This is a genomic window from Corynebacterium sp. AOP40-9SA-29 (genome assembly GCF_052377405.1).
Taxonomy (GTDB): Bacteria; Actinomycetota; Actinomycetes; order Mycobacteriales; family Mycobacteriaceae; genus Corynebacterium.
Genome location: NZ_JBQSWR010000007.1, coordinates 114,302 through 135,960 on the forward strand (window position 1 = coordinate 114,302; position 21,659 = coordinate 135,960).

A 21,659-nucleotide genomic window follows, 5' to 3' on the forward strand; every position below is an offset into this window, starting at 1 on the left:
CACCGGTGACGGGAGCAGCGGGAGCCCCCGGGGGACGCAACGACGGCGGTGCCAACGGCGCCGACGGTATTGACGGTACCGACGGTGTCGGTAGCGTCGAGCGGGTTTTTGCCGTGGTCGCTGCCGCGGGCAGCGGCAACCGGTTGGGGGAGGTGCTGCCCAAAGCATTCGTCGAAGTTGACGGACGCTCGATCTTGGAGCGTTGTCTGGACGGGCTGGCCGCCTCACAGGCCGTGGGTCACACCGTGGTGACGGTGTCCAGCGACATGCTCGACCACACCCGCGACCTGGTCGCCTCCCAGTCCGGACTATGGGGCCCGATGGCGGTCTCCGTGGTCCTCGGTGGTGCCGACCGCGCCGACTCCGTGCGCGCCGGACTGGAGTCCGTCCACGCCCTGGTGGGCGATGCGGTTCAGGACCCAGCACAAGAGACCGGTCTCGACGGTGGCTCCGCCTGCGCCGAGCTCGGTGAGGTTCCTACAGGGTTCCTCGTCGCCGTTCACGACGCCGCCCGGTGCCTCACCCCGCCGGAGATGATCCGCGCCACCGTCGCCGCCGCCGCTGAAGGTGTGGAGGACGGCACGTGGGCCGGCGTGGTCCCCGTCCTGCCCGTGACAGACACGATCAAGGTGGTGGAGACCGTCTCCGGTGGGGCCGTGGACGGTGCGGAGGTCATCCGCTCTACCCCGGAGCGTCGCGTGCTGCGCGCCGCTCAGACCCCGCAGGTCTTCGCCTTCGACCGGCTGATGGCGGCGAATCGCATGCAACAGGCCCGGGAGGAACTGGACTCGGCGCATCCGACGGGCAACCCGCCGTCCGATCTCGCGCCGGCGGCGGTAACCGACGACTCCTCGCTGATGGAGATGGCCGGTGAGACCGTCGCCGCCGTGGCCGGGGATGAGCGCGCCTTCAAGATCACCCTGCCGGAGGACCTGGAACGCGCCCACCGTGCAGTCGGAAACGGGGGAGTGGCGTGATCGTCCCGCGGGTCGGTGTGGCCACCGACGCCCACCAGGTGGAGGCCGGCAAACCCTGCTGGATGGCGGGCCTGCTGTTCGAGGGTGCTGACGGGTGCGAGGGGCACTCCGACGGCGACGTGGTCGCCCACGCCGTCGTCGACGCGCTGCTGTCGGCGTCCGGCCTCGGCGACCTCGGCTCCTTCGTGGGGGTAGGACGCCAGGAGTACGCCGGGGTCACCGGCGCCCGTCTGCTCACCGAGTGCCGGGAGCTGCTGGCGTCCCACGGGTTCACGATCGGCAACGCCGCGGTGCAGATGATCGGCAACCGTCCGAAAATGGGTCCGCGCCGGCTTGAGGCGCAGAAGGTGCTCTCCGACCTCCTCGGCGCACCGGTGAGCGTGTCCGCCACCACCACCGACCACCTGGGGTTCACCGGTCGTGGCGAGGGCGTCGCGGCCGTGGCGACCGCCGTGGTGTGGCAGGACGCGGCGACGGCCGAGGCCTAAAACGGCGCTTTGACCGGGGGAAATGCTGGCTATTGGGGACCGGCACACATCCGCTGACGGTAGGCGGGGATACCGCCGATGGGGTACGCGAGTGACTGCGTAGGAGGGATTCGGCACGGGCCTGCGTCGACGAGACTTGGGAGCACGTTGTTGAACGGCAGACGCCCCGGATGACCCCGGGGAGCAGGACCGCCGTGAACACCGCGACACCGCAACTGTTCCCAGTCCCCGGGAAGCACCCCGGGAAAGGAGACCATCATGGCCACCCGAGTTCCCGACCCCATCTCCACCCCCGACGGCCCCGCCTACGAAGGCCGCCTGCTCGACCGCCCCGACGAGGAGGTCGTCGACCAGGGCGTCGGATTCGACCTGCGCACCCTGATGAGCCGTCGAGTGTTTATCGGAGCCGGCGTCGCCGGCGCCGGTGCCGTCGCACTCGCCGCCTGCTCGGACGGCTCCGGTTCGTCCTCCAGCGGGGTCACCACCACCGCGAACAGCGTCGACACCGCCGACCTGCCGGACGCCGAGATCCCCGACGAGACCGCCGGGCCCTACCCGGCCGACGGCTCCAACGGCCCGGACGTCCTGCAGGAGTCCGGCATCGTGCGCAGCGATATCCGCTCCAGCATCGGCGCCGACGACCCGGTGGACGGTGTGCCGCTGGAATTCACCTTCACCATCACCGACATGGACAACGACGACGCACCCTTCGCCGACGTCGCCGTCTACGCCTGGCATTGCGACGCCCAGGGGCAGTACTCGATGTACTCCGAGGGCGTGGAGGACGAGACGTGGCTGCGCGGCGTGCAGGTCGCCGACGCCGACGGCACGGTGACCTTCACCTCCGTGATGCCCGGCTGCTACACCGGCCGCTGGACCCACATCCACTTCGAGGTCTACCCGGACGTCGACTCCATCGACGACTCCGCCAACGCGATCGCCACCTCCCAGATGGCCTTCCCGGAGGACGTCCTCTCTGACGTCTACGAGCTGGACACCTACGACGGATCGTCGAGCAACCTCTCGCAGATCACCCTGGACTCCGACAACGTCTTCGGGGAGGACAGCGCCGCCCTGCAGATGGCGACGATCTCCGGCGACGTGGACTCCGGCTACATCTCCTCGCTCACCGTGCGCGTGGACACCACCACCGAACCGACCGGCGGCGACGCACCCGGCGGCGGTGGCGGCGAGGGTGGCCCCGGCGGCGAGGGCGGCGAGCCGCCCAGCGGCGGCATGCCGGACGGCGAAATGCCCGACGGCGCCCCCGACGCTGCCCCCGACGCCGCGTCCGACGCCACAGCGTCCTGACGCCCGAAACACCCCAAACCACACCCCAGAATTCACCGCTAGAACTCACCTAAGGAGTACGTCATGCTACAGAACCTCACCGGAATGCACGCCCTGGTCATCCTGGCCGTTGTCCTACTGCTCTTCGGGGCAGCGAAGCTCCCCGCTCTGGCCAAGAGCCTCGGCCAGTCCGTCCGGATCTTGAAGACCGAAGCGTCCGACCCCGCGCCCGCGGCGCCGGCCGCAGCGCCGGTCACCGAGGACGTTGCCGCAGCGACCACAGCGCAGGCACCCACGATCCACACCGTGAACACCGTCGACGACCTGAACGGCGTGAACGGTGCCGAGAGGAAGCTCACGTCATGACATCCGCGACCGCAGGACCGGCCGGCATGCCGCTGTCCGGCCACCTGCTCGAAGGACGCAGGAGGCTCACCCGCGTCGCGGCGGCCCTCGTGGTCGCAGCCGTCATCGCCTACCTGCTCTCTGACCAGGTGCTGGAGGTGCTGCGCGCGCCAGTCGTCGACATCGCGCAGACTCGTGCCGCCGCCATCAACTACGACAGCATCACCGGCGCCTTCGACCTGAAACTCCGCATCGCCCTGTTCGGCGGTATCGCCCTGTCGAGCCCGGTCTGGCTCTACCAGATCCTGGCCTACGTGGCCCCCGCGCTGACCCGCCGGGAGAAGCGCTACGCCTTCGGTTTCCTCGGCGCGGTGATCCCCCTGTTCGTCGCCGGGTGCGCCGCCGGTGTGGCGGTGTTCCCCCGCATCGTCGAACTGCTCGCCAGCTTCGCCTCGGCCGACGACAGCACTCTGCTGCAGGCGTCCTACTACTTCGACTTCGTTCTCAAACTCGTCCTGGCCGCCGGTGTGGCGTTCACGTTCCCCGCCTTCATCGTGGTCCTCAACTTCATGGGCGTGCTGTCGGCCCGCACGATCGCCCGCAGTTGGCGGGGGATCACCATCAGCATCGTGGTCTTCAGCGCCCTGGTCACTCCGGCGGCTGACCTGCTGTCGATGTTCCTGATCGCCGTCCCGATGGCGGTACTGTTCGGGATCTCGCTGGCCATCGCCTGGATCCACGACCGCCGGCACCGTACCGACGCTCCCGACTGGGCCGATCTTGCAGAGCAGGACGACCAGACAAGCACCCGGACGAGCACCCTGGAAGGAGTGTCCTGACATGTTCGGTCTCACCATCGAGAAGATCATCGTGATCGGCGTCGTCGCCGCGATCATCATCGGCCCGCAGCGGCTGCCGCTCTACGCGGAGAAACTCGCCACCTTCATCAGGAACTTCCGTAATTTCACCGACTCGACGCGACGCCGCGCGGAGGAGGAGTTGGGCGTCCCCGTCGCCGCGATGGACCCGAAGACGTGGAACACCCAGTTCCGTGCCTACGATCCGCGCAGGATCGTGCGCGACGCCCTGAACAGTGACGGCACCGCGAGCGCCGGCGCAGCACCGGACGCCGCAGTACCGGACGCTGCGTCCGACGTCGCAGCGTCCTCCCCGGAGACCGGGCGCGAGCCCGAACAGGAGCCGGTGCAGGAGTACCGGGAGCGCTGGGTCGTGGTTGGCGGCTCCTCCGGGCACCCGATCCGCCGCCGGATCGTCGAACCGGTCCCGCCCGTCGTCGATGTGCAGGACGCGCAGGACGTGCAGGACGAGACGCAGGACGCTCCGGCCGCCGCGGCGGCCCCCGAGCCAGCCGCCGCTGCTCCGGCTCCCGAGCCGGCCGCACCCTGAGCGTCGCCCCTCGCCCCGATACTGCACAATGGCCTCATGACCCAGGCAGAACCCCAGCCCCCGACCCCCACCGAGCGTCCGGCATGGATCCCGGTGTGGGTCGGGGATCTGGCGGTCATCGCGCTGATCCTCGCCTCCGTCGCCGTACCCGGCCCGGGCCCCGGACCTGCCGGGCCGGGTGGGGGGATGCCGGATCACCGCCTCGATCTCATCGTCACCGGGGCCGCGGTGCTGGCGGCGGCCTTGATGCCGCTGCGTCGACGGTGGCCGCTGCCGGTACTCGCCATCTGCCTGGCCGTGTACGTGGGAACCGTCCTGCTCGGTGTTCCCGCGCTGGGCCCCGGGATCGCCGCGATCGTCGCCGCCTTCGCCGCGGCGACCAGCGTCTCGCGTCCGGTGGCCCTGGGCTGCGGGGCGACGGGCGCGATCCTGGTGGCCGTGCTGAGCCTGTTCACCAATGATCGATTGACCCTGGACCCGCAGGTTTTCCAGATCGCCGCGGGCATCGCCATCGCCACTGCACTGGGGGACAGCGCGCGCTCCCGGCGGGAGTACGCTCGGGCGGCCACCGAGCGCGCTGAGCGCGCCGAGCAAACCCGCGAGGCCGAGGCCCGGCGCAGGGTGGCCGAGGAGCGGCTGCGCATCGCCCAGGACCTGCACGATACGGTGGCGCACCGGATCTCGGTGATCAGCCTGAACGCCGGGGTGGCGTCCAGTTCGCTGGACACCCGGCCCGACAAGGCGCGTGAGTCGCTCGGCACGATCCGTGAGGCCGCCCGCGAGGTGCTTGGCGATATCGGTGTGCTGCTGCGCTACCTGCGCGCCGGGGATAGTGGCGGGGCCGGTGCAGGGGATACCGGCGGCGGGTCCGTCCAACTCCCGCAGCCGGGCGTGGCGGACCTGGACGACCTGATCGCCTCCATCACCGGGGCGGGGCTCACGGTGCACCGCTCCACCGACGGCGACCTGGCCGGACTCGACGACACCACCGGACGCGTGGTCTACCGGGTGGTGCAGGAGGGCCTGACCAATGCGCACAAGCACGGTTCGGGCAACACCGCCGACCTTGCGACCAGCATCGCGAGTGTCCAGGACCGTCGCGTGGTGTCGGTGCGGGTCAGCAACCCGGTCTCCGAGGAAGGACGCAACCAGCCGGACGCCCCGCACGGCTTCCTGGGCCTCACCGGGCTGCGCGAGCGTGTGGCCGCCGTGGGCGGGGCGGTCACCGCCGTAGAATCGGACGGGACATTCACGCTCACCGCCGAACTACCACTTCCCCGGGAGGAACATCCGTGACCACCGTGCTCGTCGTCGACGACCAGGTCCTGATCCGTCAGGCCGTCGTCGACATCCTGTCCAGCGCACCGGACACCGACGTGGTCGGTGCCGCGTCCGACGGTCTGGAAGCGGTGTCCATGACCGCCGAACTGCACCCGGACGTGGTGCTGATGGACATCCGCATGCCCCGCCTCGACGGCATTGAGGCCACCGGGCGGATCTGCTCGGAGCCGGGCAACGCCGACAGCCGCGTGCTGATCCTCACCACCTTCGAAGAGGACGAGTACGTGGTCGCTGCCCTGCGCGCCGGGGCCAGCGGGTTCATCGGCAAGGGGGCCGAACCCGACGAGATCATCCGCGCGGTGCACTCCGTGGCGGACGGGGACGCGTTGCTGTCGCCCACGGCGACGCGCAGCCTGATCGCCCGCTACGTCCAGTCCCCGGAACCGCGTCCGGCGGTCTCCGAGGAGGCCGCCGGACGCCTGGGGCTGCTCACCGAGCGCGAGCGTGAGGTGCTGCAGCTGGTGGGCAGGGGGTTGTCGAACCAGCAGATCGCCGAGGAGTTCTTCATCTCCCCGCACACGGCGAAGACCCACGTGAACCGGATCATGACCAAGATCCACGCCCACGATCGGGCGCAGCTGGTGATCCTCGCCTACGAGGGTGGGTTGCTGGTCCCCGGGGAGTAGGACGCCCGGGGGACTGTTCGCGGCTTAGCTCGCGGCTTAGCTCGCGAAGGTCACCGGGACCGCAGCGACGTCCTCGAAGGGCGGCTGCGAGGAGTGGTCGGTGATCAGCTTCAGCGAGCAGGAGTCCGTGGTGCAGTCCACGGAACCGTCCTCGTTGGTGGCCTGGACGGTGAGATCGAACTCGGCGTTGCCCTCGGCATCGTAGGTGGCGGTGCCGCCTTCCTCGCCCTCGGGGACCACCCGTGCCCACTCCTGCATGGAGCCGGCGTAGGTCGCCGGGTCGGCGCTGGAACCGTCGGTGGTGCCGATGGCCACGTAGTAGCTGTTGGCGGTGTCGAGCCCCTCCAGGGTGACGGTGATCGAGTCGCCGTCGGAGAGGTCATCGGCCTTGTCTACGGTCAGCGCGCCGTCCGAGGCGCCTGAATCTTCGGCCTCATCTGCGCTATCCGTGCTGTCTGCGCCATCCGCGGCGCTGGCGTCCGTGGTGCTCGAGCTATCAGAGCTGTCAGAGTCATCGGAGCAGGCCGTGACGCCGAGGACGAGGGTAGCTGCGGCGGCCAGGGCGGCCGCACCCCGCAGCGAACGGGTGGTGCGAAGGGACATGGGGAGTCTCCGAAACGTGTAGGGCGGCATAAGTGTACTGAGCCGACCCTAGCAAAAGGCCCGCACGCGGGGCCGGCACTCGGGGACCCCCACGCGCTCACATCCGGATGGCGGACTCCACCGCGCCGAGACCGTCGACCTCGATGCGCACCACATCGCCGTCGGCCAGGAACCGTCCGGAACCTGCACCCACACCCTCCGGCGTGCCCGTGACGATCACGTCGCCGGGCTCCAAGGTGGCGAAGTTGGAGATGTAGCGCACCAGATCCACCGGAGGGAACACCAGGTCCGCGGTGGAGTGCTCCTGGCGCAGGTCGCCGTTGACCCAGGTACGCAGCACCGCGCCCTCGGCCACCGGGTCGTAGTCGTCAGCGACGGTCAGCCACGGGCCGAAAGCGGAGGAGCGGTCGAGGTTCTTGCCCTGCAACCACTGCTGGGTGCGGTACTGCCAGTCGCGCTGGGAGAAGTCGTTCATCACCGCATAGCCGCCGATCGCGGCTCGGGCCTGTGCCGCGCTCGCCCCACCCTGGGCACCGGGCAGTCGCGAGCCGATGATCACGGCGAGCTCGCCCTCGTAGTCGGCCTTCTGCGTCATGCCCTCCGGCACGGTGACCTCGGCGTACGGGGCAGCCAGCGCCGAGGGGTACTTCACAAACAAGGTGGGATGATCGGGGATGGGGTGGCCCATCTCCTCGATGTGCTCGCGGTAGTTCAGGCCCACACAGAAAATCTTCGAGGGGGAGGGGACGACGGGGAGCAGGTCGGCGAAGGGGACGGTGACCTCGTCGCCGTCGCGGCGCAGCCCGGCCTCCACCGCACCTCTGATGCCGGAGGAACTACCCGTGGCGCTGCCGGTGAGCAGCGCGCCGAGTCCGCGGCGGTCCACGATGCGTCCGGTCACTTCACCCCCATCCGGTGCGTCGTCGACCCCGTCGACCTGGATGGTGCATCGCGAACCGTCGATCTGGACCGTCGCAAGTTTCATGGGGCCTCTCCCGTCTAGACTGTCTGTTGTGACTCTGCGAATCTTCGATACCGCGACCCGTGAACTCCACGACTTCGTTCCTCTGCAGGAGGGGCATGCCTCGGTGTACCTGTGTGGTGCGACCGTGCAGTCCGTCCCGCACATCGGTCATGTGCGCTCCGGCGTGGCATTCGACGTCCTGCGCAATTGGCTTGAAGCCAAGGGGCTGGACGTTGCGTTCGTTCGCAATGTTACAGACATCGATGACAAGATCCTCAGCAAGTCCGCCGAGAACGGTCGTCCCTGGTGGGAGTGGGCCGCGACCCACGAGCGCGAGTTCTCCCGCGCCTACGACCTGCTCGGCGTGGCCGCCCCGTCCGTCGAACCCCGCGCGACCGGGCATATTCCGGAGATGATCGCCTACATCCAGCGCATCATCGACGCCGGGCTGGCCTACGCCAGTGAGGACGGCTCGGTGTACTGCCGCACCGCGCAGGTGCCCGAGTACGGGTTCCTGTCCCACCAGAAGCTCGACGAGCTCGACCAGGGGGAGGACGCCGCGCCGGGCAAGGAGGATCCGCGCGACTTCGCCATGTGGAAGGCCGCGAAGCCCGGCGAGCCCGGGTGGGACACCCCGTGGGGCTTCGGGCGTCCCGGTTGGCACATCGAGTGCTCGGCGATGTCGCGCAAGTACCTCGGCGCGCGGTTCGACATCCATGCCGGCGGCATGGACCTGCAGTTCCCGCACCACGAGAACGAGGCGGCCCAGGCGCACGCCGCGGGCGACGGCTTCGCCAACCTGTGGATGCACAACGGGTGGGTGACGATGTCGGGCGAGAAGATGGCGAAGTCGCTGGGCAACGTGCTCTCGGTGCCGAACGTCCTCACCCTGGTGCGTCCGATCGAGCTGCGCTACTACCTCGGCTCGGCGCACTACCGCTCCATGCTGGAGTACTCGGAGACTGCGTTGCAGGAGGCCGCCGCGGGCTTCCGACGTATCGAGAAGTTCCTGACCCGCGCGGTCGAGGTTCTCGGCACGGTGGACACCGGCACCTGGCTGCCGGCGTTCGAGGAGGCGTTGGACGATGACCTGGCCGTCCCGCAGGCGCTGGCCGTCATCCACGACGCGGTGCGCGGGGGAAACAGGGCCTTAGAGGCCGGTGACCACGCCCAGCTCGCCGAGATCGCCGGTGCTGTGCGTGCGATGGTCGGTGTGCTGGGTGTGGACCCGCTGTCGGCGACGTGGTCCGGCCCCACCGCCCAAGGCCGTGGAGTGGGGATCGGTGCTGGTTCGTCGGACGCTGCGACCGCGGCGTTGGACGTCCTGGTGAAGGCGGAGTTGGAGCGGCGTGCCTCGGCGAAGGCGGAGAAGGACTACGCGACGGCCGACGAGGTGCGCGACCGGCTGAAGGCCGCCGGCGTGGCCGTCACCGACACCGCCGACGGGGCGACCTGGTCGCTGGGGTAGGTGCTCCCACCGTCGTCTGCTCTGGCATCATGCGTGATTTTCCAACCCGATTCTGTCGTCTCAGGACACTCGCGGTGACCGAATCGGCCTGGATTCGTGCATTCGCGCTGGGTTAGGCATCCGGGGAAGCGGTCACAGCGAACCTATCGCTCTGCCAGCCGCGTGCCCTTGAGTTCCGGCAACGCGAGCGCGGCCAAAGCCGCCACCGCGAAGGCCACCCCGAACAAGGCGAACAGCACGGGCAACCCACCGAAGACCAGCAGCGGCGGCACGATCAGCGGGGCGAGAATCGAGGCGAGCCGTCCGAAGCCGGTTGCTGCTCCCGTGCCTCTCGCTCTCATGGTGGTGGGGTATAGCTCCGGCCCGATGGCGTACAGCGCACCCCACGCGCCCAGGTTGAAGAAGGACAGCAGACAACCCGCGGCGATGATCTGCCACTCCACACCGGCGAAACCGTAGAGGGCCGCGGCCACGGCCGAGCCGGCGAGGAATGCGGCCAGTGTCGTCCTGCGCCCCCAACGTTCGATGAGGTAGGCCGACACCGCATACCCCGGCAGCTGCGCCAGCGTGATGATCAGGGTGAAGGTGAAGGACTTCACCAGCGTGTAGCCCTGGTCCACCAGGATCGACGGGATCCAGGTGAAGGCACCGTAGTAGCTGAGGTTGATGCAGAACCAGATCGTCCACAGCGCGGTGGTGCGTGAGCGCAGCGCCGGCGACCAGATGCCGGACGCTGCGGCGTCGGAGGCATCGGACGCCCCGGCGCCAGCCGCGGCACCAGCCGCGCCGCCTGCGGCGTCCGGTGCGTCCTGCGCCTGTTCGCCCTGCGTACGCAGGCTGAACTTGGCCGGCTCGGACTCCTCGAAGCCGACGACGATCCGCTCGGCCTCCTCGTGGCGTCCCTTCGACTCCAGGAAGCGCACGGACTCCGGCAGCGACATGCGCACGTACAGGGCGTAGAACGCCGGCACCATGCCGAGCGCCAGCGCCCACCGCCACCCGTTGTCGCTCAACGGGATGATGAACGCGCCGATCACCGCGGCGGCCAGCCAACCCACCGCCCAGAACGCCTCCAGCACCACGACCATGCGTCCCCGGACCCTGCGCGGCGCGAACTCCGAGACCAGGGTGGACGCCACGGGCAGCTCCGCGCCCAGGCCCAGTCCCACCACCACGCGCAGCGCGATGAGCACCGCCAGCCCACCGGCCAGGGCGGACGCCCCGGTCGCCAGCCCGTAGACCAGCAGGGTGGCGGCGAAGACGTTGCGTCGGCCGAAGCGGTCGGCGAGCAGCCCACCGAAAGTCGCGCCTAAGGCCATACCGATGAAACCGGCGGAGGCCAGCCACGAGGTCTCCGTGTGGCTCAGCCCCCAGTGCGTGGTCAGCGCGGCCATGATGAAGCCGATCAGGCCCACATCCATGGCGTCCAACGCCCACCCGATGCCGGACCCTCCCAGCAGTTTCACGTGCCGGCGGGTCACCGGCAGGGCGTCGAGACGTTCGGTACGGGACAGGCTTGTGCCCGCGGGATCCGGAGGGGTCATAACCAGCAGAGGATACCGTGCAGACACGGCGTTGTGAACAGGGGGAACGCGCGGGGTAGTCTGGTCGCCATGGCAGGAAACGACAAGCGCCGCGGCGCGGTACGGAAGACGGCGCGCAAGGGCTCCGACAAGGGCTCGGGCGGCACCAGGCGACGGGGACTCGCCGGCAAGGGGCCCACCCCCAAGGCCGAGGACCGCGTCTACCACGCGAAGTACAAGGCGAAGAAGACCAAGGAACGGCACGACTCCGGGCGTCAGCGCCCCAGGGACGCCGACGACCAGCCGGAGCTCGTCGTCGGACGCAACCCGGTGATCGAGTGCCTGCGGGCGGACGCACCGGCGACCGCCCTGTACGTCGCCGTGGGCACCGGCAACGACGACCGCCTCTCCGAGGCGGTGCACACCTGTGCCGAGCGTGGCATTGCCGTGCTCGAGGTCAGCCGCGATGAACTCGACCGCATGACCGGAAACGGCATGCACCAGGGCATCGGGCTGCAGGTCCCGCCGTACAAGTACGCTGAGGTCGAGGACCTCATCGAGGCCGCGCAGACCTCCGGGCGTCCGGGCATGATCGTGGTGCTCGACAACATCACCGACCCGCGCAACCTGGGTGCGGTCATCCGCTCGGTCGCCGCCTTCGGTGGCCACGGTGTGGTCATCCCGGAGCGCCGGTCGGCCTCGGTGACCGCGGTGGCATGGCGCACGTCCGCCGGTACCGCCGCACGGCTGCCCGTGGCCCGGGCGACGAACCTGGTGCGCTCGCTGAAGCAGCTCCAGCAGTCCGGCTACCAGGTCGTGGGCCTGGACGCCGGCGGTCAGCACACCCTGGACACCTACGACGGGACGACTCCGGTCGTGGTCGTGGTCGGTTCCGAGGGCAAGGGACTGTCGCGTCTGGTGGGGGAGACCTGCGACGACATCCTCTCGATCCCGATGGCCGGACGGGTGGAGTCGCTCAACGCCTCCGTCGCCGCCGGTGTGGTGCTCAGCGAGTTCGCCCGCCAGCGCCGGGTCGGTTAGGTCGGTTCTTCTGGGTTCTTCCCGGTTCATTCCGGGGTGCGAGGGGTCAAGGTGTTACCACCTTGACCCCTCAGGTCGTTTAGGAGCCCGGGAAGCGACCTAAGGGCTCAATGTGCCGCGTGGTGAGGGTCGGCAATTCCCTCGGTGGAGCCCGGCAGCGAACCCACGGCGGATCCCTTGCGCGCGGTCTCGTCGCGGACGGCCCGCCGGCCCCGGGCCCACCCGATGGTCCGGCACGCCAGGTAGATCACGAAGCTGATCGTGGTCACGAACGGGCTCACCGGCAGACCCGGGCCCAGCGACAGCACCAGCCCTCCGGCTGAGGCCGTGGTGGCGAAGATCGCGGACAGCACGACCGCCAGCAAGGGGTTCGAGGTCACCCGCACCGCCGCGGCGCCCGGGGTGATCAGCAGCGCGAGCAGCAACAGTGCGCCCACGATCTGCACGCCCTGGGAAGCGACGATGCCGATGAGCACGGCGAACGCGGCGGCCAGCAGCTTCACCGGCACACCGGAGGCCGCGGCCATCACCGGATCCACCGTGGCGAACAGCAGAGGACGCCACAGTACTGCTACGGCGGCGGCCACCAGCACCGACATCAACGCCAGGACCCCCAGCGACGCACCAGAAACACCCACGATCTGGCCGGTGAGCAGGGCGTAGGCCTCGGAGGTGCGCCCGGGGTACAGGTAGATGAACAGCACGGACAGGCCCATGCCGAAGGCGAGGACCACGCCGACGGTGGCGTCCTGCTCTTTCAGCCCCAGCAAGGCCAGGACCACGGCGGCCAGCACGGCGCCGAGGACCGCACCGGTGGTCACGCTCACCCCGAATAGCAGGGCTGCGGCGGCTCCCATCAGGGCGAGTTCGCCGGTGGCGTGGGCGGCGAAGCTCATGCGGCGCATCACGATCAGGGGTGCCAGTGCCCCGGACACCAGTCCGAGCAGCAGTGAAGCGAGCAGGGCATTCTGGACGAAGTCGACCTGCAGCAGATCCCAGGTACTCATACGACCACCATCCGTCCATTGACCTCGGCGACGTCGACGGGCGTGCCGTAGAGGCGGGAGAGCACCGGACCGGTCATGACCTCGTCCACGGCACCGGTGACGTGTCCGTCGGGCCCGAGGTAGAGGATGCGGTCGGTCACGCCGAGCACCGGGTTGATGCTGTGGGTGACGAAGACGACGGCGGTATCGTGCTCGCGTCGGCGCTGGTCCAGCAGCTCGACGGCGGCGCGTTGGGCCGAGAGGTCCAGGCTGAGCAGCGGTTCATCGCACAGCAGCAATTGTGGGTCGGTGGCCATGGCCTGTGCCTGGCGGACGAGTTGCTGCTGCCCGCCGGACAGCGTGCCCACCCGACGGTCCGCCAGGCCGGACGCGCCGACCTCGGCGAGGGCGGCGTCGATGGTGGCGCGGCGGGGGCGTCGACGCGAGAGCATCCCGTGCTCGATCGAGAGCCCGACGAGGTCGCGAACCCGGATCGGTAGGTCGGCGTCGAACATGCGCTGCTGCGGGATGAACCCGACACGTTCCGGGGCGTCGATGCTGCCGGAGGTCAGGGCACGGGTGCCGAGCACCGCGTTGAGCAGGGTGGACTTGCCCACCCCGTTGGGGCCGAGCACGGTGAGGAACTCCCCGGGCTCGACGGTGAGGTCCAGGTCGTGCCACAACGGGTCGACGCTGGCACCGGTGAAGGTCAGGGCGGACATCTAGCTGAGCGCATCCTCAAGGTCGGTGATGACGGCGTCGACGTAGTCGGCGTAGTCCTGCTGGCTGCCCCCGCTGGTGCCGGGGGTTTCGGTGACGTTGATGACCGGGACGTCGTTGTCCTCGGCGGCGTCGGTGAGCTGGCGCGATGCCTGGCTCTCCGACTGGGTGTTGGTGATCAGGGCGTCCGCCTCACCGTCGGCGACGAGGTCGCGGGTTGTCGCCAGGTCGGCAACGGAGGGCTCGCCCTCATTCAGGACGGTCTGGGCGAAACCCTCGGGGGTGACGTCGTGAACCTCGGACCCCTTGAGCAGCAGGCCGGCGACCGGTTCGGTGAGCACCACGTGGGCGTGCGGCAGCTCGGCGATGCGCGTGGTGAACTCGTCGGTCATCTCGCGCACGCCGGTGGCCTCGGCGGGGAAGCTGTCGTCGAGGTCGTTCAGGTGGGCGGCCAGGTCGTCGGCGAAGTCGGCGACGAGGTCCATGTCGAACCACACGTGCGGGTTGTCCTCACCCTCGAGGATGCCGCTGCCGTGGTCGTGACCATCGTCGGACGCATCGGCGTCGTCGGATGCTTCGGACGCCTCGGACGCCGCAGCGTCCGTAGCGTCCTGCGTGTGCTCGTCGCCGTGATCGTGGTCGTGGTCGTCGCCGAGGGGGGCGGCGGTGATGACCTCGGAGTCGTCGCCGGCGTTGTCGGTGAGCCAGTTGTCGTAGCCGGCGCCGTTGCCGACCACGATGTCGGCGTCGCGGATGGTGGCGATGTCGCGGGCGGTGGCCTCGTACTCGTGCGGGTCGTCGTCGGTGCCGGAGAGGATCGTGTCCACAGTGATGTCAGCAGCGTCGGCATCCCCGTCGGCAGCGTCAGCAGCGTCGTCGACGACCTGCTGGGCGATATCTCCCCATGTCGAGGTGGAGGCGACGATGCGGATGCCGCCGTTGTCGGCGGAGGCACTGTCCGCACCCGAGCAGGCGGTGAGCCCCAAGGTGAGCGAGGTGGCCGCGGCAAGGGTCAGGGCGGTGACGGTGCGGGGGGTGGGGCGACGTCTGGGCATGCGGCTGACTCTAATCCTTGTTGGCAACGATTGCCAATTAGGGTAACCAGAGTCACAGCAAGGCAGGTCGGATACCATGGTTGACGTGAATCGCTCCAGCAACCAGGCCCGTCAGGGACGACGGGGGACACTGGCCTCCATCGCCGCGGAACTGGGTGTCTCCCGGACCACGGTGTCCAATGCCTATAACCGTCCCGAGCAACTTTCGGTGGACCTGCGCGAACGCATCATGCGTACCGCCGAGCGCATGGGCTACTCCGGTCCGGACCCCACGGCCCGCTCGCTGCGCACCCGTCGCGCTGGGGCGATCGGCGTGCTGCTCACCGACGATATGACCTATGCCTTCGAGGACCAGGCCTCCCTGGAGTTCATGTCCGGGGTGTCCGAGGCGTGCGTGGGCATGGACACCTCCATGCTGCTGATTCCCGCCGGTGCAGAGACCGCCGAGGAAGATCGGCCGGCCTCCTTGGTGAATCAGGCCGTGGTAGACGGCTTCATCGTCTACTCCGTCGCCGCGGACGACCCCTTCCTCGCCTCGGTCACCAACCGCAACGTGCCGACCGTGATCTGCGATCAGCCGGCCGACGACCACGGTGTGAACTTCGTGGGCATCGACGACCGGGAATCGATCCGTCCGGCCGCCCAGGCGCTGGTGGACGCCGGGCACCGCCGTATCGGCGTGCTGTGCATCCGCCTGGACCGGCGTCCCAACAACGGCCCGGTCAGCGCAGAGCGCCTGGCGGACGCACAGATGCACGTGCAGAAGGGCCGCGTGCTCGGCGCGCTGGCCGTCCTCGAGGAGGCCGGTGTGGACCGGGCGGATGTGCCGGTGATCGAACGCCACCTCAACAATCCCGATACTGCTCGTAGTGCCGCCGCGGAACTCCTGGAGACCCATCCGGACCTCACTGCGGTGATCTGCACGACCGACAGTCAGGCGCTCGGCGTGCTGGACTACGCCGAGGACAAGGGCATCGACGTGCCCGGTGATCTCTCCGTGGTCGGTTTCGACGGCATCGCCCGTGCCCGTGACCGCGGCTTGGCCACCGTGGAGCAGCCCAACCGTGAGAAGGGTTTCACCAGCGGAAACGTCCTGGCTGCCCTGATCGGACGCAACTCCGAGCCGACGCGCCGGCAGCCGACGATGGCCTGGGCGGAACCCGAGCAGCGCATCATCCTGCCGACACATTTCCTTCCGGGGCGGACTATCGGTCCTCCCGCAGTTCGCTGACCGCGGCCACGGAGGCGGCGTCCACCACGCCGCCGTCCCGGTCGCCCTGGCGCAGCAGGCGGGCCTCGGCCAGCCGGGCGAGCACATCGGCCACCGCGACGGGGTCAGCCAGGCGTCGGTGTGCCGCGGTGTCCCCGTCGCCGACGCGGATTCCCAGGTCAGGACGTGCCGGTACGCCGTCCCCGTCCGTCGCCAGCCCCTGCTGGTCGAGGACAGCCAGGGCGGTCTCGTCGGTGACGTCATCGCCGGCGAATACCACGGCATCGGGTTCGGTGCGGTCGATGAACGCCGAGAGGTAACTGCCCTTCGTCACCGGGGAGACCGAGACCTCCACGATGCTCTTGCCGGGGGTCACGGTTACTCCCTCGATTTTCTGGGCGGCCAGGCGGAACTCCTCGTAGGCGGTCAGTCCCGTGCGTTCGTCGGAGGCACCGCGGATGTGCAGACCCACAGCGAAAGGCTTGTGCTCCACCCACATGCCGGGGTCGCGGTCGGCGTACTCCTGGGCCATCGCCGACAGTGTGTCGAGCAGTTCGCGCTGGTCGTCGTCGAGCCCGGAGCTGGTGGCGTCGGCGGGTTCGGCGCCGTGACTGCCCACCAGCAGGATGTCCCCGGGGCCGGGGTGCGCGATGGCGGTGGCTTCGGTGACGGGTTCGAGGACCTCGAGGTTGCGTCCGGACAGCAGCATCACGGTGGTGCCGGCGCACCCGGCAAGCCGGTCGATGGTGGCACGGGCGCCGGGCACCATGCGTACCGATAACGGGTCGGTGGAGAAGCCGGAGAGGGTGCCGTCGAAGTCCAGGGCGACGAGCAGGTGCGGCACTTCGGCGAGGTACTGGATGTCGTCGGTGGAGACGGCGGGGAGGGTGGTGGCGTCGGTCATGGCCCCCAGCGTAGCGACACCGGAATCACGGTGTGGCGAGGAACTCCACGAAGCGTCCCGTCTGCCAGGCTGAGGGGGAGTCGTCCGCACGGGTCAGCCGCAGTTCGTCCTCACCGGGGGTCTCCCAGCGCAGCGTGGGGGTCTCGTCGTCGCCCTCGCCGTCCTCGTCGCCCTCACCCTCGCCGAGGATGGTGACGAGCCGTTCGGCGAGTTCGCGGTCATTTGGCAGGCACTGGGTGCCCTCGGACTCGCCGCTGATATCGCGGGCGCTGAGTCCGGGGAACTGGACGCGGTCATTGTCGAGCCATTCCACGTCGCCACTGATCGACATGCAGCCGGCCCCGCCGGTCACGGTGCTGCCGCCGAGAGCGAGCCACGTCCGCGCCTGGTCGGTCTCCGAGAGGCTGGACGCCACGGCCGTACCGGAGTCGGCGAGGCCGGCGTCCTCGATGCGTCCGACCTGCCAGCGCACGTCGGCGAGTTCGCCGGGGATGTCGGAGCCGCACGCGGTGAGGAGGAGCCCACCGGCGAGAACGACCGCGCCGAGCGCGGTGCGTGAGCCGGTGCGTGCGGTCGAGCGCCAAGTCCTACGCAGGACGCTGCGGGGGTGCTGCCGGCTCACTCGCCGTCCGCCCCGGTATCGGCGTCGCTGTCGGCGGCGTCGGGAGCGGCGTCGAGCACCTCCGGATCCAGCACCGCGAGGAAGCGGCGCGCCCACCCGTGCACGTCGTGGGTGCGCACCTCCTCCCACATCTCCGCCATCCGGGCCTGCTTGTCCTCGTCGGGGGAGTCGATGGCCTTCATGATTGCCGCCGCGGTGGACTCCACGTCGTAGGGGTTGCACAGGTAGGCGTTCGGCAGCTGGGTGGCGGCACCGGTGAACTCACTGAGCACCAGGGCGCCGGAGCCGTCGGAGTGGCTGGCGACGTACTCCTTGGCGACCAGGTTCATGCCGTCCTTCAGGGCGGTCACCAGCATCACGTCCGCCGCGGCGTACAACGACACCAGCTGGGCGAAAGGCATGCTCGCGTGGGAGTAGTGCACCACCGTGTGGCCCAGGCTGCCGTAGGCGCCGTTGATCCGGGAGACCGTGCGTTCCACGTCCTCACGGGTGCGGGCGTAGGAGTCGAGGCGTTCGCGTGATGGGGTGGCGACCTGGATCAGGCAGACCTCGTCCGGGTTCAGCAGGCCCTGGCTGAGCAGCTGCTCCAAGGCCTTGAGGCGCTGGTGGATGCCCTTGGTGTAGTCCAGGCGGTCCACGCCGGCGAGCAGGATCTTCGGGGAGCCGACGCGACGGCGCAGCGCCGTGGCGGCCGAGACCGTCTCCGGGGCGGTGGCCTTGGCCTGCACTCCCTCGGTGTCGATCGAGATGGGGAAGACCCCCACCTTCACCTCGCGTCCGTCATCGGTGCGTACGGTCCCGGCCACGGCGTCCCTGCGCGGCAGCCGGGCCCCACGGATATAGGAGACGCCGGACTCGTCGGTGCCCGCGGCACCGTCGTCGGTGAACGTGCCCTCGCCGTCGGCACCGCAGGCATCGCCCTCGCCGACCTTGCTGAAGGTCACGTCGCCGCCGAGCGCGCGCAGCGTGTACAGGAAGTTCCAGGCCGAGTCCGGGGTGTGCAGGCCGATGAGGTCAGCACCCAGGGTGCCCATCAGCACGTCCCAACGCCACGGGAGCTGACGGAACAGTTCCGGGGAGGGGAAGGGAATGTGCAGGAAGAAACCGATTTTGAGGTCCGGGCGCATCTCCCGCAACATGCCGGGCACGAGGTGGAGCTGGTAGTCCTGCACCCACACCGTGGCACCGGGGGCGGCGGCGTCCGCGGCGGCCCGGGCGAATCGCTCATTGACCGTGCGGTAGGCGCGCCACCAGGAGCGGTGGAACTCCGGGTGCACGATCAGGTCGTGGTACAGCGGCCAGAGGGTGTCGTTGGAAAATCCCTCGTAGTAGGTCTGGAACTCCTCGGTGGAGATGTTGACCGGGGACAGGGTGATGCCGCCGTCCATCTCCGGGAGGTCGGCGGCGTGGATCTCCTCGTCGGGGGAGTCCGCGGTGGCGCCGGGCCAGCCCACCCAACTGCCCTGGCTGGATTCCAGCACCGGACGCAGGGCGGTCACCAGACCGCCGGGGCTGGGGGACCAGGTGACGTTGCCGTCGCGGTCCACGGAGCGGTCGACGGGCAGCCGGTTGGCGACCACGACCATGTCGCTTCCGGTGTCGCTCCCCGTGTCGATCACAGTGTCGGTGGTGCTGTCATCTCCGGCAGTCACGGCGTGGTCTCCCCTTGGGTCGCGGGTCGGTCTTCTCGGATGTCTGTGACCTACAGACTACTCGCCGGAATCCTTCTTCGCGGTGGTGGAGGTGGCCGCCTTCTTTGCCGTGGTCTTCTTGGTGGCCTTCTTCGCCGGGGCCTTTTTGGCCGTCTTCTTGGTGGCCTTCTTCGCCGTGGTCTTCTTGGCGGGCTTGGGGTTCTTGGCCTCCTCCTCGGCGGCGGCGTCCGCGGCCACCTTGCGGTGGATGAGACCCTCTGGTTCCACGCCGAGCATGCACATCAGCGTGGCGGCGTCGAGGAAGTCGTCGGCGTAGGTGGCGACGATGCGCTGCGCGGCCTTGGCGGTCTCCTCCTCCACGGTGTGCAGGGACTCTGCGCTGGTGGTGTGGTTGTCGCTGACCTTCGGCGGCACTTATTGCTCCCTTGCAAGACGATGTTCGGCCTGAGACCCGTAAGCCTTCAGTTTAACTCCCCTGACCATCCGGCGCACCTTCCCGGTCCTTCTTGCGCTGATGCGAGCGGGTGGGGTCCGGCAACCAGGGGGTGCCGCGGCGCCGCTGGCGCAGGACGCCCCAGTGTATCGGCGGGGTCGCCGAGCCGCCGGGGCGGCGTCCTCGCGAACGGCGTGCCGGAGGACGCCGCAGGTCGTTGTAGCGGTACAGGATGCGCGGACGGCGCAGCCGCCGCGCCACCCACTCGCCGAGGACCACGCCGGCGGCCAGCGCGGTGGCGGTGGCCAGGGCGATACCCAGGTTCGAGATGCCGACCACGAACTGGTCGGTCAGCATGGAGTACATGCCGCGGTACAGCGCCAGGCCGGGCAGCAGCGGGGTGATGCCCACGATGGCGGTGATCTGCGGGGGGATGAGGTAGCGGCGGGAGAGCAGACCACCGGCCAGGCCGACGAAGGTGGCGGTGATGCCCGCGGCGGTCACGTCGCCGGTGCCGAGCTGCACCTGCAGGAACCGGTAGAGCGAGTAGGACACCAACGCGGTGAGCGTGGCCACGATCAGGGCGCGTCGTTCACAGAAGGACGCGATGGCGAAGAACAGCGCGGCGCCGACGCCGCCGAGGATCTGCACCGCGGCACCGCCGAAGGTGCCCTGCGTGCTGGACGTATCGATCGGCGGCAGGGTGACCCCCAGCCGGCTGGTCAGCATGAGACCCATGGCGATGCCGGAGATGATGCCACCGGTCATCAGCACGGTCTCGAAGAACCGTGCCGAGGACGTCACCGGCGCGCCGGTGACCCCGTCCTGCAGGGCCTGGACCAGTGTCAACCCGGCGAGCATGGCGACGATGCACGAGGCGATCACCAACGACGGCGACAGATAGTGGTTCAAGGCTCGGGCGAAGCTGAACGTGAGCGCGGCCGGGATCGTGGCGATGATGCCGCCGGTGAGGTTCTGGAAGAACAACGGTAGAGACTTCGACGCCAGCCACACGTTCGTGGCCATGATGATGATCGATGTGATCGTGGCGATCAGGGCCACGAGCGGCTCACCGCCGAGCATCAGGGCCACCGCGCCGGCGAAGCCGCCCCAGGCCAGGGTGGCCCAGCGGATGCGGTAGGGCGGGGGACTGGTCTCGATGTCGGTGAGGATCTTGCGGGTCAGCTCGAGTTCGGTGGCACCGTTGACGATGGAGCGGATCAACCGGTCGACCTCGGTGAGCCGGGAGAAATCGCTGTTGAGCGCGTGCACCACCCGGAAGCAGCTCATCGGGGTAGTGCTGTCCGTGGACGGCGAGTAGATCGTGATGGTGTTCAGGGTGATGTCCACGTGGCAGCCGTACAGGCCATAAGCCGAGGTGACGGCCTTGACCTGGGCCTTGGCATCGGTGTTGCCGGTGCCGGCGGACAGCAGCAGGTCGCCGATGCGTGCAGCGGTGTCCATCACCAGGTGGACCTGGGCGGAGTCGGTGAGGTTGACCGGTGCCAGCGGCGAGGGTGGCGGCGCGGTGCGGATCGTATCGATCGTGGACCGGTTGCCGCTGAACAGCATCGCCGAGATCTTGTTCCTCACGGCGGTGAGGCCCCTGCTTCCGGCGCTAGTGCCGGAGCTGCTCCCGGAGTTCGTTCCGGCGCTGGTTCCGGCCGTGCTCTCACCGTTCACTCGGCACCCCTCTTCCTCACTGTCTGCCGTGGTCGACGTTTTTCTACCGGGCACACTCTACGGTAGAGGATCCGGATTCGATCAGGCGGCTGCGCTGCTGATAGAGTCGTCGGCTGAAACCCGGTGGAGACACCGAGGACGGGGCTAGGTGCCGTCGGTTTCCGCTGGAGTGGCGCAATTGGTAGCGCAACGGTCTTGTAAACCGTAGGTTGCGAGTTCAAGTCTCGTCTCCAGCTCATTGAGCAGGGAGATTATAGATGTCCGGCCAGTCAGGCTCTCCGAGGTTGATACAAAGTCGATATCTTTCCCCGCGCTAAGAAA

Annotated in this window: 22 protein-coding genes and 1 tRNA gene; 12 read left to right on the top strand and 11 right to left on the bottom strand. The window is 69.1% G+C overall.

Annotation, left to right across the window (positions count from 1 at the left end; translation table 11 throughout):
• Positions 1–5: 5 nt before the first annotated feature.
• The 8 genes from ACT3SZ_RS12920 (at position 6) to ACT3SZ_RS12955 (ending at position 6,474) form a co-directional block, all read left to right on the top strand.
• Complete coding sequence (locus tag ACT3SZ_RS12920) at positions 6–977, top strand: IspD/TarI family cytidylyltransferase (RefSeq protein WP_444619226.1); 972 nt, start codon at positions 6–8, stop codon at positions 975–977.
• On the top strand, positions 974–1,465 hold the full coding sequence (gene ispF, locus ACT3SZ_RS12925; RefSeq protein WP_444619228.1) for a 2-C-methyl-D-erythritol 2,4-cyclodiphosphate synthase: 492 nt from the start codon (positions 974–976) through the stop codon (positions 1,463–1,465). The genes ACT3SZ_RS12920 and ispF overlap by 4 nt, the downstream gene beginning before the upstream one ends.
• 258 nt (positions 1,466–1,723) lie before the next feature.
• Entirely contained in the window at positions 1,724–2,776 is a 1,053-nt protein-coding gene (locus ACT3SZ_RS12930; protein WP_444619230.1) for an intradiol ring-cleavage dioxygenase, read from the top strand.
• Between the two features lie 63 nt (positions 2,777–2,839).
• Entirely contained in the window at positions 2,840–3,121 is a 282-nt protein-coding gene (locus ACT3SZ_RS12935; RefSeq protein ID WP_444619232.1) for a twin-arginine translocase TatA/TatE family subunit, read from the top strand.
• Positions 3,118–3,939: a twin-arginine translocase subunit TatC gene (gene tatC, locus ACT3SZ_RS12940; protein WP_444619233.1), complete on the top strand. Its 822-nt coding sequence runs from the start codon at positions 3,118–3,120 to the stop codon at positions 3,937–3,939. Before ACT3SZ_RS12935 ends, tatC begins: the two co-directional genes overlap by 4 nt.
• A gap of 1 nt (position 3,940) precedes the next feature.
• Positions 3,941–4,507, top strand: a complete 567-nt coding sequence (locus tag ACT3SZ_RS12945) for a Sec-independent protein translocase subunit TatA/TatB (RefSeq protein WP_444619235.1) — start codon at positions 3,941–3,943, stop codon at positions 4,505–4,507.
• 36 nt (positions 4,508–4,543) lie between these two features.
• Positions 4,544–5,803, top strand: coding sequence for a sensor histidine kinase (locus tag ACT3SZ_RS12950; protein ID WP_444619237.1), 1,260 nt, complete (start codon positions 4,544–4,546; stop codon positions 5,801–5,803).
• Positions 5,800–6,474: a response regulator gene (locus tag ACT3SZ_RS12955; protein WP_444619239.1), complete on the top strand. Its 675-nt coding sequence runs from the start codon at positions 5,800–5,802 to the stop codon at positions 6,472–6,474. The genes ACT3SZ_RS12950 and ACT3SZ_RS12955 overlap by 4 nt, the downstream gene beginning before the upstream one ends.
• Positions 6,475–6,510: 36 nt before the next feature.
• Here ACT3SZ_RS12955 and ACT3SZ_RS12960 read toward each other — a convergent pair whose 3' ends face one another.
• Together ACT3SZ_RS12960 and ACT3SZ_RS12965 are read right to left on the bottom strand one after the other, a co-directional pair.
• Positions 6,511–7,077 carry a neocarzinostatin apoprotein domain-containing protein gene (locus tag ACT3SZ_RS12960; RefSeq protein WP_444619241.1) on the bottom strand — a complete coding sequence of 189 codons (567 nt, stop codon included), beginning with the start codon at positions 7,075–7,077 and terminating at the stop codon, positions 6,511–6,513.
• 97 nt (positions 7,078–7,174) lie between these two features.
• Positions 7,175–8,062: a fumarylacetoacetate hydrolase family protein gene (locus ACT3SZ_RS12965; protein ID WP_444619243.1), complete on the bottom strand. Its 888-nt coding sequence runs from the start codon at positions 8,060–8,062 to the stop codon at positions 7,175–7,177.
• A gap of 28 nt (positions 8,063–8,090) precedes the next feature.
• On the opposite strand from ACT3SZ_RS12965, the gene cysS reads away from it, so the two are divergent.
• Positions 8,091–9,509, top strand: a complete 1,419-nt coding sequence (gene cysS, locus ACT3SZ_RS12970; RefSeq protein WP_444619245.1) for a cysteine--tRNA ligase — start codon at positions 8,091–8,093, stop codon at positions 9,507–9,509.
• Between the two features lie 143 nt (positions 9,510–9,652).
• On the opposite strand, the gene ACT3SZ_RS12975 is transcribed toward cysS, so the two are convergent.
• Entirely contained in the window at positions 9,653–11,053 is a 1,401-nt protein-coding gene (locus tag ACT3SZ_RS12975; protein WP_444619247.1) for an MFS transporter, read from the bottom strand.
• A gap of 69 nt (positions 11,054–11,122) precedes the next feature.
• Between ACT3SZ_RS12975 and rlmB the strand changes: the two genes are divergently transcribed.
• Complete coding sequence (rlmB, locus tag ACT3SZ_RS12980; RefSeq protein ID WP_444619249.1) at positions 11,123–12,073, top strand: 23S rRNA (guanosine(2251)-2'-O)-methyltransferase RlmB; 951 nt, start codon at positions 11,123–11,125, stop codon at positions 12,071–12,073.
• A 107-nt stretch (positions 12,074–12,180) separates the two neighbouring features.
• On the opposite strand, the gene ACT3SZ_RS12985 is transcribed toward rlmB, so the two are convergent.
• Genes ACT3SZ_RS12985 through ACT3SZ_RS12995 form a run of 3 tightly spaced genes read right to left on the bottom strand, consistent with a single transcriptional unit; the run spans position 12,181 to position 14,834 of the window.
• On the bottom strand, positions 12,181–13,080 hold the full coding sequence (locus tag ACT3SZ_RS12985) for a metal ABC transporter permease (RefSeq protein ID WP_444619251.1): 900 nt from the start codon (positions 13,078–13,080) through the stop codon (positions 12,181–12,183).
• Positions 13,077–13,781: a metal ABC transporter ATP-binding protein gene (locus tag ACT3SZ_RS12990; RefSeq protein WP_444619253.1), complete on the bottom strand. Its 705-nt coding sequence runs from the start codon at positions 13,779–13,781 to the stop codon at positions 13,077–13,079. The genes ACT3SZ_RS12985 and ACT3SZ_RS12990 overlap by 4 nt, the downstream gene beginning before the upstream one ends.
• Positions 13,782–14,834, bottom strand: a complete 1,053-nt coding sequence (locus ACT3SZ_RS12995; protein WP_444619255.1) for a metal ABC transporter solute-binding protein, Zn/Mn family — start codon at positions 14,832–14,834, stop codon at positions 13,782–13,784.
• A gap of 76 nt (positions 14,835–14,910) precedes the next feature.
• Here ACT3SZ_RS12995 and ACT3SZ_RS13000 point away from each other — a divergent pair, with 76 nt between their 5' ends.
• Positions 14,911–16,065, top strand: coding sequence for a LacI family DNA-binding transcriptional regulator (locus ACT3SZ_RS13000; RefSeq protein WP_444619257.1), 1,155 nt, complete (start codon positions 14,911–14,913; stop codon positions 16,063–16,065).
• Here ACT3SZ_RS13000 and otsB read toward each other — a convergent pair.
• The 5 genes from otsB to thrE form a co-directional block, all read right to left on the bottom strand.
• Positions 16,040–16,948, bottom strand: a complete 909-nt coding sequence (gene otsB / locus ACT3SZ_RS13005) for a trehalose-phosphatase (protein WP_444619259.1) — start codon at positions 16,946–16,948, stop codon at positions 16,040–16,042. The genes ACT3SZ_RS13000 and otsB overlap by 26 nt on opposite strands.
• A 25-nt stretch (positions 16,949–16,973) precedes the next feature.
• Positions 16,974–17,570: a hypothetical protein gene (locus ACT3SZ_RS13010; RefSeq protein WP_444619261.1), complete on the bottom strand. Its 597-nt coding sequence runs from the start codon at positions 17,568–17,570 to the stop codon at positions 16,974–16,976.
• Entirely contained in the window at positions 17,567–19,156 is a 1,590-nt protein-coding gene (locus ACT3SZ_RS13015) for an alpha,alpha-trehalose-phosphate synthase (UDP-forming) (protein ID WP_444619362.1), read from the bottom strand. The genes ACT3SZ_RS13010 and ACT3SZ_RS13015 overlap by 4 nt, the downstream gene beginning before the upstream one ends.
• 123 nt (positions 19,157–19,279) lie before the next feature.
• Positions 19,280–19,636 (bottom strand): hypothetical protein, encoded by a 357-nt coding sequence (locus ACT3SZ_RS13020; RefSeq protein WP_444619263.1) that lies wholly within the window; start codon positions 19,634–19,636, stop codon positions 19,280–19,282.
• Between the two features lie 52 nt (positions 19,637–19,688).
• On the bottom strand, positions 19,689–21,227 hold the full coding sequence (thrE, locus tag ACT3SZ_RS13025; RefSeq protein ID WP_444619364.1) for a threonine/serine exporter ThrE: 1,539 nt from the start codon (positions 21,225–21,227) through the stop codon (positions 19,689–19,691).
• Positions 21,228–21,501: 274 nt separating this feature from the next.
• Between thrE and ACT3SZ_RS13030 the strand changes: the two genes are divergently transcribed.
• Positions 21,502–21,574, top strand: a tRNA-Thr gene (locus ACT3SZ_RS13030).
• The last annotated feature ends 85 nt before the right edge of the window (positions 21,575–21,659 follow it).